This window comes from Streptomyces sp. R302, from assembly GCF_012927245.1.
GTDB lineage: Bacteria > Actinomycetota > Actinomycetes > Streptomycetales > Streptomycetaceae > Streptomyces.
Genome location: NZ_JABBGE010000001.1, coordinates 152620 through 164152 on the forward strand (window position 1 = coordinate 152620; position 11533 = coordinate 164152).

The window sequence follows — 11533 nt, forward strand, 5'->3', positions numbered from 1 at the left end:
CCTACGAGCCCTCCCACGGAAGGTGACCCATGCGCACGCCCCGGCCGACCCCCGCCCCCGACACGGCACCGGTCCCCGACCCCGCACACGACCCCACGCCGGTCCCCGCCCCCGTCCCCGCCCGGTCCCGACTGAGGCCCGGCGACACCGTCCCCGTCCGGACGCTCACCCCGGTCGTCGGGCCGTCGCTGGTGGTGCCGGACCCCGGGCGCGTCGTCCACGCGCAGTTCCGGCGCTTCGCCGGCTGCCCCGTCTGCCACCTCCACCTCCGCTCGGTGGCCCGGCGCCACGAGGAGATCGAGCGGGCCGGGATCCGGGAGGTGGCGTTCTTCCACTCGCCCGCCGAGGAACTGCGCGAGCACGTCGCCCACCTCCCCTTCGCCGTCGTCGCCGACCCCCGAAAGGAGCTGTACGCGGCCTTCGCCGTCGAGGCGCACCGCCGGTCCCTGCTCGACCCGCGGGGCTGGCCGGGCATCGTCCGGGGCGTCTGCGCGAGCGCCGTGGAACTGTTCCGGGGCCGCGGTCGGCTCCCGGCCGCCGCCCAGCCCGGCGGCCGGACCGGCCTTCCCGCGGACTTCCTCGTCGCCCCGGACGGGCGGATCGCCGCCGCGAAGTACGGAGAGCACATCGACGACCAGTGGTCGGTCGACGAACTCCTCGCCCTCGCGGCGGCGGCGGCCTCACGGGCGGGGGACCAGGGCCTGTCCTAGCACCGCGCGCTGGAGGGCAGGTTCCCGTACTTGTTGCCGGAGAAGTAGATCGCGCTGGCGTAGCCCCAGCGGCCGTTGGTGTACGCGCGGATCCACACGTTGTTGGTGGTGCCCTCGGCGGTCACGGTCTCGCCGTACTTCCAGCAGCTGACCGTGTAGTAGGTGCCCCCGTACAGCTTGCCGATGATCGCGTAGGACCTGGACGGCCCGGTCCGGAGGTTGACGGTCTTCCAGACCTTGCGGCTGTAGGTGGCGAGCGGCTGGACCTGGCCGGCCTCGCCGACCTGCTGCGTCTGCGGGGCCGGGGCCGGGGTCGGGGTCGGTGCGGCGTTGGCGGTGCCCGCCGTGCCCAGGATCCCGGCGAGTGCCAGGGCCCCCGTGGTGAGGGTGACTGCCGTACGGCTCTTGAGAGTTCGCATGGTTCTTCCTCCCGTTTCGTGGTTTCCGCGGCGAGGACACGCCCACGGTCCTGCGCCGTTGGCCAACCATGACGGATTCCGGCGCACCCCGGCGATGCTGTTGCGGCTGACCGAAAAAGCCGAGCTCATCGGGGGGAACGAGATGCTCCGCATCCACTTCGGGGACGCCGACCTCGCCGCCGTGCGGGTCGCCGCCGCGCCCAACCCGTTCTGGGAGATCGCCACCAGCCTGCACCGCTTCCAGACCCGCGACGGCCGCTGGGCGTACGCGGGCTGGCTCAGGGCCGTACGGCTCCGGCTCCGGGAGAAGGGGCTCGAACGGGCCCTGCGCACCGTCCTCCTGCCGCTCTTCCCCCGGGCCGCCTACTTCCCCGACTTCCTGACCCCCGGGCGGGGCGTCGACGGCCTCGCCGCCGGGTGCGACGCGATCCTGGAGACCTGCCCGCGGCGGGTGGCGAAGGAGCTGGCCCGGCTCGACCGCACGGTCGGCGCGCCCCCGTGGACCGCGCGGCTCACCGGCCTGGAGGACCGCAGGGAGCTCGTGCGGGTGCTGCGCGCGTACCACGACGCCGTCATCGCCCCGTACGAGGAGGCCGTCCGCTCCCGCTTCGACGCCGAACGGGCCGTGCTCGGCCGCGGGTTCCTCGACGGCGGCGTCCACGGGCTGCTCGGCGGCGCCGGGCCCACGATCCGCTGGCGACCGCCGTCCTTACAGGTGGACTTCCCGCCCGCCGACCGCGAACTGCGCCTGGACGGTCGCGGATTGACCCTGCTTCCCACGTACTTCTGCTGGCGCACCCCGACCAGCCTCGCCGACCCGGCCCTCCCGCCCGTCGTCTGCTACCCGGTGCGCCGGGACGCCACGGCCCCGCCGCCCGGCCACCCCCTCGCCGACGCGCCCTCCGCCCCCCTGACGGTCCTCCTCGGCCGCACCCGCGCGGCTGCCCTGCGCGCCGCCGCCACCGGCGCGACGACCGGTGAGATCGCCCGCGCGGCGGGCGTCTCCGCGGCCTCCGCCAGCCGCCACGCCACGGCCCTGCGCGACGCGGGCCTCATCACCAGCAGCCGCCACGCCGCGACCGTCCTGCACACCCTGACCCCCGTCGGCGCCTCCGTCCTCCGCGCCGCCGCCCACCGCCCCTGACGGTCAGGCCCTCCAGCGCACCCGGTGCTCGGCCAGGTGCGACAGCACGGCGTGGTTGGCCTCCCAGTCGTCGGGGGCTGTATTCCCTGGCCGCCTGCGGCGGCGCGCCGGACTCCGTCCGGCTGTTCGGGGCCGGCGGGTCAGGTCCTCCAGCGCACCCGGTGCTCCGCCAGGTGCGACAGCACGGCGTGGTTCGCCTCCCAGCCGTCGGGGAACTTGACCGTGACGCCGAGTTGGACGGGTTCCGTGGAGGGGTGTTCGTCGAGGAGGTCCGTCACGCCGGCGCGGCAGACGACGACGCAGGCGTGGCGGTGGCGGGAGGCGAGGACGCAGAGGCGGCCGGTCTCCAGGTGGAAGGCGGTCGCGTCGGGGCGGCCCGACAGCGGGTGCAGGACGACCGTCACGTCGTACTCGCGTCCCTGGAGGCGGTTGGCCGTGTCGACCGTCACCCCCGACACGCCGAGCGCGGCGAGCGCCGCGCGGACGGCCGCCGCCTGGTCCCGGTGGGCGGTGCCCACCGCGATCCGGCCGGCGGTCAGCGGCGCCGGCGTGTCGGACCGCTCGCTGACCGCCGCGCCGCCCCGGTCCAGGAGGCGCCGCACGACCAGCGCGACCGCGTGCACGGCCTCCGGGTCGGTGCGCGGGGTGTGCCGGGCGGGGAGTTCGAGCAGGCCCCAGCCCGAGGCGGCGGCCTCGTCCAGGACCCGGTCGGGCGCCGAGCCGTCCGAGGCGACGCCGAAGGAGAGCCGGCGGTCGCCGTGGCCGGTGCCCGAGCGGAACGGCGTGTACGGGTAGAAGGCGTCCGACACCAGCGGCGCCGCCGACGCCGGCAGCCGCCAGGACACCGGCAGCCGGTGCTGCGGAAGCTCCGGATTGTGTGCGAGCAGCGTCGACACGGCCGACGCCGAGGGGTCGTACGACAGCCCCGCCCACTGGTCCGCGCCGACCACCGAGAACGGATCCAACTGCCCCGGATCGCCCACGAACAGGGCCCGCTCGAAGAGTCCCGCCACGGCGAGGAGCGCGTCCGAACGCATCTGGTACGCCTCGTCCACGATCGCGTGCGCCCACGGCTCCACGTTCTTCACGTGCGCCCACTTCGCGGCCGTCGACACCACCACCGGCAGCCCGGCGAGGTCCCCGGCCTTCGCCGACTTCCGTACGTGTTCCAGCGCGTCGAGCGCCTTGTCGTACGGGTCCGCGTCGCTGGAGTGCAGCCGGCCCACCTCCAGGCCGGGCTCCTTCTCGGCGAGCCGCAGCACCAGGTCGTCGACCTGCGCGTTGGTCTGCGCGACCACCATCAAGGGGCGCCCGGCGGCGGCCAGTTCGAGCGCCGCCCGCACGACGAGCGTCGACTTCCCGGCGCCCGGCGGCGAGTCGACGACGACGCCCCGGGCGGTGCCGTGCAGCGTGGACTCCAGGATCTCCGCCGTCGCCCGCGCGGCGGCCGCGGCCGGGTCGAGCACGGCGGGGTCGTACACGGTCACAGCAGGTCCTCGGGGGTCACGGCGTCGGGCAGTTCGGCGGTGTCGGCGTGGCGCGGCGGGCCGCCGTGGGTCCACGGCGTCTCCTCCGGGTCGGGCAGCCTCGGCCCCACGCGCGTGTCGTGCTCGAAGAGTGTCCAGGCGATCCGCTCGCCCTTCTCCGGCACCGTGCCCTCCGCGGGCTCCCTCGACCGGCCCATCTTGTCGAGGAGCCGCAGCACCAGCGCACCGTCCTCCTCGCGGCCCACGAACTCCGCCGACTGCGGCTTCCCGTCCAGCGAGCGGTACACCTTCACGCCCGGGTCCAGGTGCGGCCGGTCCTCGGTGCGGACCGTCAGCAGCGGGCGCGGCGCGGGCCGCTTCGACTCCGTCCACGCCATCACCACCTCGGCGACCTCGGTGGTGAACGCCTCTCCGGACAGCCGCCGCCCGGCGAGCACCAGCGGATCGTCCAGGGCCTCCTGCGCGTCCAGCTGCCCCTGCGCCTGCTCGCGCGCCGCGAGCTTCGCGGCGGCGGTCACCGCGTCGTCGCGGCGCGGCTGCGGCGGCTCCCCGGCGGCGATCCGGTCCCGGTGCGCGGTGAACGACCACCGGTCCCGCGTCCACCGGTCCTCGACCCGCGCCCCCTCCGGCAGTCCCCGCAGCAGCCCGAGCGCCCGCCACGTCGCGTCCCACGTCGGCTTCAGCTGCGAGACGACGAGCCGCCGCACCTCGCGCTCGGCCCGGTGCAGGAAGGCGAGGGCCGCCTCGGCCGTCTCGCCGTCCTCGGCGGCGCCGACCGCCAGCCGGGCCCGGTCGTACGCCTCGACGGCCGGCGCCAGCAGCTGGTTGTCGAACGCCGGGTCGGTCGCGGGCCCGGCCGGCGGGCAGAGCAGCTGCCCCCGCTCGTCCCGCCCCAGCTCGGCCCGGTACGCCGCGCGGGCGCCGGACTCGCCCTCCGGCGGGTCGATCCAGGCGAGCAGCGCCCCCAGGTGCTGGTCCTCCAGGGACGACTGCCCGGTCGCCCAGTGCCGGTTCAGCAGGTCGGTCGCCGCCAGCAGCAGCGAGGAGCCCGGCACCCGGGCCCGCTCCCCGTAATGCGTCAGCCAGCGCCCGAGCAGCGGCACGCGCGGCGGCGCCGGATACGGCGCGTCCGGGTCCTGCTCGGCGGTGCGCCGGAACCGCGTCGACCGCCCCAGGAGCCGTACGTACTCGATCCCCGCCCGGCTCGGCACGATCAGCTGCGGCGCGTCCAGGCACAGCTCGACCTGGACCTTCTCCCCGGTCGCGGAGTCCTTCCGCTCCACCGGCTCGACGGCGTCCGCGAACCCGTCGACGTACGGCAGCACCTCCTCGGCCAGCTCGGCGAGGAACGCGAACCGCAGCTCCCGGTCGCGCGGCTGCGCCACCACGAGCAGCCGCGGCTCCTCCGGGTCGGTGCCGACCAGCGCGCCGAGCGGGGCGCCCGCCTCGCCCGCTGTGGTCAGTGGCACGAGGACCAGCGGCCGCTCGGCGAGGTGCCGGTGCCGGACGGTCGCCAGCGGCTGCGCGCGGCCCGCCTGCACGGCCTCCATCCGGGCCAGGTGCGAGATCAGCGACATGCGGCGGCCTCCGCCTCGGCCAGGGCCTCCTGCCGCAGGGCCTGCGCCCGGCGCAGCGCGGCCACCGCCGGGTCCTTCGGCTCGCCCTCCTCACCGCGCGCGGCGGCGAGCACCGCGCCGATCGTGGTCAGCCCGCCCAGCTCGCCCCGCACCGAACGGCCCAGGGTCTGCACCGCCTCCGCCTCCCGGGCCCGCGACCGGCAGTGGAAACCGAGCTCGCAGGCGGCCAGGCACTCCGGCGCGTAGGCGTGCGGGACCGCCTCCACGGCCGCCGACAGCTCCTCCGCCGAACAGCCCTTCACATCGAAGCTCAGCCCCTCCGGCAGCGCGTCGGCGATCTCGTCGATCCGGGTCAGCCGCCCCAGCTGCCGCCGGGTCACCGCCCGCTGCCTGCGCACGTCGACCACGGAGGCCGTCGGCAGGTTCGAGAAGTCCTTCGGGCAGACCAGCAGCACCGAGTGCCCGACCTCGGCCCCCTCGGTGAGCGCCGCCACCCGTTCGAGCGCGAGCACGTAGACGGCGGCCTGCCGGGCCGCCGCGCCGACCTTCGCCGCGTCCGCCGCCCCGTCGATCATCGGGAACGACTTGATCTCCACGACCGTCCACCGCCCGGCCGGATCCACCACCACCGCGTCCGGCTCCAGATGCACGGGCGAGCCCGCCACCTCGAGCGTGAGCAGCGGATGGTCGAGCAGCGTCCACCCGTCGCCCGCCGTCGCCTCGCGCAGCGCGAGCGCCGTCCGCGCGGTCCGCCCCTCGGGCCCGGACGCCGACAGATCCGGTACGGAGACGGCCCCCGGGTCCTCGACACCGAGCAGCCGCAGCAGCTCGCGCCCGCCGTCCGCCTTCACCTTCGCCTCGAAGCTGTTGCCCCGCACGATCGCGAACTGCGACTGCCCGAACGGCGCCGGCGAACCCAGCCTCGACGCCAGCGCCCCCTTGTCGACCCCCGCGCCGTCGAGCAGCGCGCGGCGCCTGCACCCCGGGTTCGCCGCGAGCGCGGCCAGCGCACGCGCGTCCAGCGGGCGCGGCGGGACCGCCGGGCCGCGCAGCTCGGCGAGTCTCTCCCGCGTCCTGCGCCGGCTCGCCGGGGTCGGCACGGGGTCGGTCGTCTGCGGCGGCCGTGACCCGCCGTCGTCCAGGGATGCGCTCACCCGCGGAAGTCTCCCATCCGGCACCGACAACGCGGGCGGCTTCCGCCCCGGGGACACCGGGAGTTCGCGCCGACGACACCTGCGGGATGATGGAGAGACCCTCCAGGGCGCCCGACGGCGAGCGCCCGTCCCCCCCCGTATCCGCGCAATCTCTGGAGAGTCCCGCCCATGGCACCGCGCATCCTGCTCGCCCGACACGGCCAGACCGAGTGGTCGCTCCTCGGCCGACACACCGGCAGGACCGACATCCCGCTGCTCGACGAGGGCCGACGCGGCGCCAAGCTGCTCGGCGAGCGCCTCCACCGGGGCCCCTGGCAGGGCCTGCCCGACGTCGAGGTGCGCACCAGCCCCCTGGTCCGCGCGAGCGAGACCTGCGCCCTCGCCGGCTTCGGCGACCGCGCCGAACCCTGGGACGCCCTGATGGAGTGGGACTACGGCGCCTACGAGGGCCTCACCCCGGCCCAGATCCAGGAGCTCCGCCCCGGCTGGCTGATCTGGCGCGACGCCGTCCCCGACGGCGAGTCCCTCGACCAGCTGTCGGCCCGCGCCGACGAGATCGTGGAGTGGGCCCGCTCCGCCGACCGCGACGTCCTGGTCTTCGCCCACGGCCACATCCTCCGCTCCATCGGCGCCCGCTGGCTCGGCGAGCCTGTCTCCTTCGCCTCCCGCATCCGCCTCGACCCGACGAGCCTGTCGGTCCTGGGCTGGGCGTACGGCGCCCCGGCGATCGAGCGCTGGAACGACACGGGGCACCTGGAGGGCTGAGTACGCCGCCCTCACCCACCCGCAAGGATGAGTCGGGTTTCGGCCAGCAGCCCCCTGATCCGCGCCGACGCGATCCCGTCCAGCGATTCCGCCACCCGACGCGCCTCCGCCTCCGCCTCGTCGCGGCGGCCGGCGCGGGCGAGGTTGCCGGCGAGCTGGGCGCGGTAGAGGGCGAGGTTGCGGGCGAAGCGGGGGTGCTGGAGGACGGTGGCGCGGTACGAGTGGCGGGCGGCGCGGCTCCAGTCGCCGAGGGCGGCCCAGGAGTGGGCTTCGAGGGCTTCCAGTTCGGGTTCGCCGAAGAACGACATCCATTCGGGGTCCTGTTCGGCGTGGCCGCGGGCGAAGTGGCCGTGGGCGCGGCCGAGGCACTCCTCGGTGGCCGAGCGGTCGCCGAGTCCGGCCCAGGCGGCGGCCTCGCGCAGGGAGAGCAGGGCGAGCAGCCGGGGGGAGTCGAGCGGCCCCGCGGCGCGCAGTCCGGCCTGGGCGGCGCGGACGGCCTCGCGGTAGCGGCCGGTGTCGCGGGCGAGGAAGGAGGTGTTGCAGAAGGCGTGCGCCTCCAGGGCCGCGTCCCCGGAGACCCGGGCGGTGGCGAGGGCCTCGGCGTAGTGGGAGCGGGCGTCCTCGTGGCGGCCCGAGTCGTGGGCGAGCCAGCCGACGGAGAGGGACAGTTCGCCCGCGCCGGCGAGCAGCCGGTCCTCGGTGGAGCGGCGGGCGGCGGTGCCCTGGTCGAGCAGGCGGTAGGCGCTGCGGAGCGGCTGGGCGGCGCACTTGTAGAGGCCGTCGGCGCCGTGCCGGTCGTCCAGCAGGCGGATCTGCCGCACGGCTTCCTCGACGGCGCGCACCTCGGCCTCGCCGATGCGGTGGGTGCCGCGGGGGCTGGGGATCGCGACGGCGGTGGAGCCGAGTCCCCAGGAGGCGGCCGCCAGGGTGGCGGTGCCGCTCGTCATGAATGCGCGACGCAGCACGTCGCTCTCCTCATCGTTCCGGGTCGGGAGGGCGGGGGCGGGGGGCTCCGAGGCCCCGGCCGGGGCGGCCTGCCGTCGGCCGCGTACCGCCTCCCGCGCAGAGAATCCCAGGTCGGCGAGGGTGAGGCCGGGGAACATGTGCAGGAAGACCCGCTCGTACGCGTAGTTCGGGCAGCGGATCTCACCCGCCTCCACGCGCCCGATGTAGCGGGCGTCGCACGCGACCTGTTCGCCGATCTCCCGTGCCGCCCGGCGGACCGTGGCGGCGAACTCCGCCGGGGAGTGCTGCCCACGGAGCCGTCGGAAGGCGAGATTGGGAACTGCCCGTGACATGGCCATGGCCGAGCCCTCTCCTGGTGCTGCCGGGTGTTCCGGCGGCATGAACGTACCTGCTGTGACCGGATGCGTACGCTGAGTTTGGCTACAAATCGGATATCTCGCCTGCGATCTGCCATGAACTGCCATCCTTTGCGGCGGCGTGCCGCCGTAGCCGTTGACGCGCACGGGCGTTGAACCGTATGGGAGAGACGGAACGTGTCTCCTCTGGGAAGCGAGGAGGGGTCCATGTCCGAGAACGCAGCGCCTTTCGAGACGACCACGACCACGACGGCGACCACGACGGCGACGCCCGCCGCGCCCGCCGCGACCTCGGCCGGCACCGGAGACGTCGAGCCCTGCGACCTGGTGACCGTGCCCGCCCGGCAGGGCCTGGAGGCCGTCGACATCCTTCGCCGCCGGGGCGTCCCCGCCGTCGGGCCCGTCCTCCACGACGGCGCCTGCGACACCCTCGGCTTCCTCGTCCCGCCCGGCACCGCCGCTGCCTGGGACCTCCCCGGCAGCGCCTGCACCCGCACCTCCGGGCGCGGCCTGCGCCTCCCCGAGCTCCCCGAACTGCCCGAGCCCGCCGGGGACGCGCCCCGCCCGGCCGGCTGGCTGCTGCCCCCCGGCGACACCGGCCCGGTCACCGACCCCGCCGTGCTGCGCCGCGCCCTCGGCGAGGCCGCCCGCCTCATCGAGGCGGCCGACGGCTGTCACTGAACGCCGCGCGCCGGACGCGCCGATAATGGACGGATGGCCAGGAAGAAGCAGAGCGAACGGGCGGCGGCCGGCACCGTCTCCGAGACCGTCGACGGCGGGCTCGCCGAACTGATACCCGACCGCGACCGCCCCCGCGCCTGGACGCTGCTCCTCGACGGCGCCCCGCAGTCCCACGTGGACCTCGACGACCCCGCCGCGCTCACCTTCGAGTACCAGCGGCGGCTCGGCCACGTCGCCGACCTCGCCGCCCCGCCCGGCCGCCCCCTCCAGGCCGTCCACCTCGGCGGCGGCGCCTTCACCCTCGCCCGGTACGTCGCCGCGACCCGGCCCCGCTCCACCCAGCAGGTCGTCGAGCTCGACGAACCCCTCGTCCGCTTCGTCCGCCGCGAACTGCCGCTCGACCCCGGCGCCCGGATCCGGGTCCGCGCCGTCGACGCCCGCGCCGGTCTCGCCAAGGTCCCCGACGGCTGGGCCGACCTGATCATCGCGGACGTCTTCCGCGGCGCCCGCACCCCCGCCCACCTCACCAGCACCGAGTTCCTCGACGAGGTGCGGCGCGCGCTGCGGCCCGGAGGCACGTACGCCGCCAACCTCGCCGACGGCCCGCCGCTCGCCCACCTCCGCGGCCAGATCGCCACCGCCGCCGGCGTCTTCCCCGAACTCGCCCTGATCGCCGACCCGACCGTGCTGCGCGGCCGCCGCTTCGGCAACGCGGTCCTCGTCGCCTCGGGCCGCGAACTCCCCGTCGCCGACCTCACCCGCCGGGTCGCCACCGACCCGCACCCCGGCCGCGTCGAACACGGCCGCGCCCTCGCCGACTTCACCGGCGGCGCCACCGCCGTCACCGACGCCACCGCGAAGGCCTCACCCGCACCCCCGCCGTCCGTCTTCCGGTAGGCCGGTCACTCCGTGCGGTCGTCGACCTCCACCCGGGGCGCCGAGTCGTGCCACACGCAGAAGACCGACACCTCGCGGTCGCCCTGCGTGAAGGTCACCCGGATCCACGCCGGCTGCTTCCACACCTGCATCCGCCAGCCCGCGGCCGGGGTCGCCGAGACCAGCTCGGCGGAGCTCTCGCCCAGGTCGAAGGTGACCCGGCCGCCGTCCACCGTCGTGGTCCTCAGGGACGAGGCGGCCGTGGCCGGCGGCGGAGTGCTCCGCGGCGGGGCCGCGGGCCGGGGGGACGGCGCGGCGGCCGTCCTCGGCGAGGACGGCGACGAGGAGGCCGAGGACGACGGTGGCGACGGGGGAGCGGAGGGAGGGGACGGGCGGCGCGTCGAGGCCGTCACCGGGTCGCCGATCGCCGTCTCGGCCGGCACCAGGTCCTCCGGCGAGCCGACGGGCAGCGGCAGGGCGCGCGGCGGGTCGTAGACCGTGCCGGACAGCACGGTGTGCACTCCCCACCAGGAGAGCGTGACCGCCGCGCCGGTGGCGAGCGCCCAGGCCAGGGCGTGAAGGAGTCCTCTTCGCATCCGGGCCATAGTGCACCACGCCCGTCCGGCGCGGACCGGAAGGTGCGGAGTGGCTTCGGCGTCCCCCGAATGGCGTACGGTGCGGGCCATGGCAAGTGTGCTCGTGGTCGAGGACGACCAGTTCGTGCGCTCCGCCCTCATCCGGCAGCTGACGGAAGCCTCCTACACGGTGCGGAGCGTCGGTACGGCCCTGGAGGCGCTGCGCGAGGTCGCCCATCTCCGCTTCGACGTGGTCGTCCTCGACCTCGGTCTGCCCGATCTGGACGGGTCCGAGGCGCTGAAGATGCTGCGCGGCATCACCGACGTACCGGTGATCATCGCGACCGCCCGCGACGACGAGGCGGAGATCGTCCGGCTGCTGCACGCGGGGGCCGACGACTACCTGGTGAAACCGTTCTCCGTCGAGCACCTCACCGCCCGCATGGCCGCCGTGCTGCGCCGCTCCCGGGCCGTCTCCGGGGAGCCCGCGCCGACCACCGAGATCCGGGTCGGCGGGCTCGCCATCGACCCGCTGCGCCGCCAGGCCGAACTCGACGGCGTCCCGCTCGACCTGACCCGGCGCGAGTTCGACCTGCTCGCCTTCCTCGCCGGCCGGCCCGGCGTCGTCGTCCCGCGCAAGGAACTGCTCGCCGAGGTGTGGCAGCAGGCCTACGGGGACGACCAGACCATCGACGTCCACCTGTCGTGGCTGCGGCGCAAGCTGGGCGAGACGGCCGCCCGGCCCCGCTACCTCCACACCCTGCGCGGCGTCGGCGTGAAGCTGGAACCGCCCGGAGAAGAGCAGCGGTGACACGGGAGCGCC

At 75.8% G+C, this 11533-nt stretch carries 12 protein-coding genes; 6 read left to right on the forward strand and 6 right to left on the reverse strand.

Annotated elements, in window-relative coordinates; genetic code table 11:
• Nucleotides 1-29: 29 nt before the first annotated feature.
• Nucleotides 30-710 (forward strand): AhpC/TSA family protein, encoded by a 681-nt coding sequence (locus HHL19_RS00695; RefSeq protein WP_169084455.1) that lies wholly within the window; start codon nucleotides 30-32, stop codon nucleotides 708-710.
• Here HHL19_RS00695 and HHL19_RS00700 read toward each other — a convergent pair.
• Nucleotides 707-1129, reverse strand: coding sequence for an SH3 domain-containing protein (locus HHL19_RS00700; protein WP_169084457.1), 423 nt, complete (start codon nucleotides 1127-1129; stop codon nucleotides 707-709). The genes HHL19_RS00695 and HHL19_RS00700 overlap by 4 nt on opposite strands.
• A 142-nt stretch (nucleotides 1130-1271) precedes the next feature.
• On the opposite strand from HHL19_RS00700, the gene HHL19_RS00705 reads away from it, so the two are divergent.
• On the forward strand, nucleotides 1272-2273 hold the full coding sequence (locus tag HHL19_RS00705; protein ID WP_169086160.1) for a helix-turn-helix domain-containing protein: 1002 nt from the start codon (nucleotides 1272-1274) through the stop codon (nucleotides 2271-2273).
• A 140-nt stretch (nucleotides 2274-2413) separates the two neighbouring features.
• Here the strand turns inward: HHL19_RS00705 and HHL19_RS00710 are convergent, their stop codons facing one another.
• From HHL19_RS00710 to HHL19_RS00720, 3 genes are read right to left on the reverse strand one after another with little or no spacing between them, the layout of a single operon-like run.
• A complete protein-coding gene (locus HHL19_RS00710) occupies nucleotides 2414-3760 on the reverse strand; it encodes an AAA domain-containing protein (RefSeq protein ID WP_346768219.1) in 1347 nt (448 codons plus the stop codon).
• Nucleotides 3757-5337 carry a hypothetical protein gene (locus HHL19_RS00715; protein WP_169084459.1) on the reverse strand — a complete coding sequence of 527 codons (1581 nt, stop codon included), beginning with the start codon at nucleotides 5335-5337 and terminating at the stop codon, nucleotides 3757-3759. The genes HHL19_RS00710 and HHL19_RS00715 overlap by 4 nt, the downstream gene beginning before the upstream one ends.
• Nucleotides 5328-6437: a hypothetical protein gene (locus HHL19_RS00720; RefSeq protein ID WP_346768259.1), complete on the reverse strand. Its 1110-nt coding sequence runs from the start codon at nucleotides 6435-6437 to the stop codon at nucleotides 5328-5330. The genes HHL19_RS00715 and HHL19_RS00720 overlap by 10 nt, the downstream gene beginning before the upstream one ends.
• Nucleotides 6438-6659: 222 nt before the next feature.
• Between HHL19_RS00720 and HHL19_RS00725 the strand changes: the two genes are divergently transcribed.
• Nucleotides 6660-7256: a histidine phosphatase family protein gene (locus HHL19_RS00725; protein ID WP_169084463.1), complete on the forward strand. Its 597-nt coding sequence runs from the start codon at nucleotides 6660-6662 to the stop codon at nucleotides 7254-7256.
• A gap of 11 nt (nucleotides 7257-7267) precedes the next feature.
• Here HHL19_RS00725 and HHL19_RS00730 read toward each other — a convergent pair whose 3' ends face one another.
• Nucleotides 7268-8560 carry a tetratricopeptide repeat protein gene (locus HHL19_RS00730; protein WP_169084465.1) on the reverse strand — a complete coding sequence of 431 codons (1293 nt, stop codon included), beginning with the start codon at nucleotides 8558-8560 and terminating at the stop codon, nucleotides 7268-7270.
• 225 nt (nucleotides 8561-8785) lie between these two features.
• Between HHL19_RS00730 and HHL19_RS00735 the strand changes: the two genes are divergently transcribed.
• Nucleotides 8786-9259, forward strand: a complete 474-nt coding sequence (locus tag HHL19_RS00735) for a hypothetical protein (protein ID WP_169084467.1) — start codon at nucleotides 8786-8788, stop codon at nucleotides 9257-9259.
• Nucleotides 9260-9292: 33 nt separating this feature from the next.
• The gene (locus tag HHL19_RS00740) at nucleotides 9293-10156 is read left to right on the forward strand and encodes a fused MFS/spermidine synthase (RefSeq protein ID WP_169084469.1); all 864 of its coding nucleotides are present in this window, start codon (nucleotides 9293-9295) and stop codon (nucleotides 10154-10156) included.
• 5 nt (nucleotides 10157-10161) lie between these two features.
• Here HHL19_RS00740 and HHL19_RS00745 read toward each other — a convergent pair whose 3' ends face one another.
• Entirely contained in the window at nucleotides 10162-10731 is a 570-nt protein-coding gene (locus tag HHL19_RS00745) for a hypothetical protein (protein WP_169084471.1), read from the reverse strand.
• A gap of 88 nt (nucleotides 10732-10819) precedes the next feature.
• Here HHL19_RS00745 and HHL19_RS00750 point away from each other — a divergent pair, with 88 nt between their 5' ends.
• Nucleotides 10820-11521 carry a response regulator transcription factor gene (locus HHL19_RS00750; RefSeq protein ID WP_169084473.1) on the forward strand — a complete coding sequence of 234 codons (702 nt, stop codon included), beginning with the start codon at nucleotides 10820-10822 and terminating at the stop codon, nucleotides 11519-11521.
• Nucleotides 11522-11533: the final 12 nt, after the last annotated feature.

What these genes read in the sequence shown, in the direction of transcription:
- HHL19_RS00740 (WP_169084469.1), top strand. Translation starts at nt 9,293, where the DNA reads ATGGCCAGGAAGAAGCAGAGCGAACGGGCGGCGGCCGGCACCGTCTCC.
- HHL19_RS00730 (WP_169084465.1), bottom strand. Translation starts at nt 8,560, where the DNA reads ATGGCCATGTCACGGGCAGTTCCCAATCTCGCCTTCCGACGGCTCCGT.
- HHL19_RS00700 (WP_169084457.1), bottom strand. Translation starts at nt 1,129, where the DNA reads ATGCGAACTCTCAAGAGCCGTACGGCAGTCACCCTCACCACGGGGGCC.
- HHL19_RS00715 (WP_169084459.1), bottom strand. Translation starts at nt 5,337, where the DNA reads ATGTCGCTGATCTCGCACCTGGCCCGGATGGAGGCCGTGCAGGCGGGC.
- HHL19_RS00750 (WP_169084473.1), top strand. Translation starts at nt 10,820, where the DNA reads ATGGCAAGTGTGCTCGTGGTCGAGGACGACCAGTTCGTGCGCTCCGCC.
- HHL19_RS00705 (WP_169086160.1), top strand. Translation starts at nt 1,272, where the DNA reads ATGCTCCGCATCCACTTCGGGGACGCCGACCTCGCCGCCGTGCGGGTC.
- HHL19_RS00745 (WP_169084471.1), bottom strand. Translation starts at nt 10,731, where the DNA reads ATGCGAAGAGGACTCCTTCACGCCCTGGCCTGGGCGCTCGCCACCGGC.
- HHL19_RS00725 (WP_169084463.1), top strand. Translation starts at nt 6,660, where the DNA reads ATGGCACCGCGCATCCTGCTCGCCCGACACGGCCAGACCGAGTGGTCG.
- HHL19_RS00735 (WP_169084467.1), top strand. Translation starts at nt 8,786, where the DNA reads ATGTCCGAGAACGCAGCGCCTTTCGAGACGACCACGACCACGACGGCG.
- HHL19_RS00695 (WP_169084455.1), top strand. Translation starts at nt 30, where the DNA reads ATGCGCACGCCCCGGCCGACCCCCGCCCCCGACACGGCACCGGTCCCC.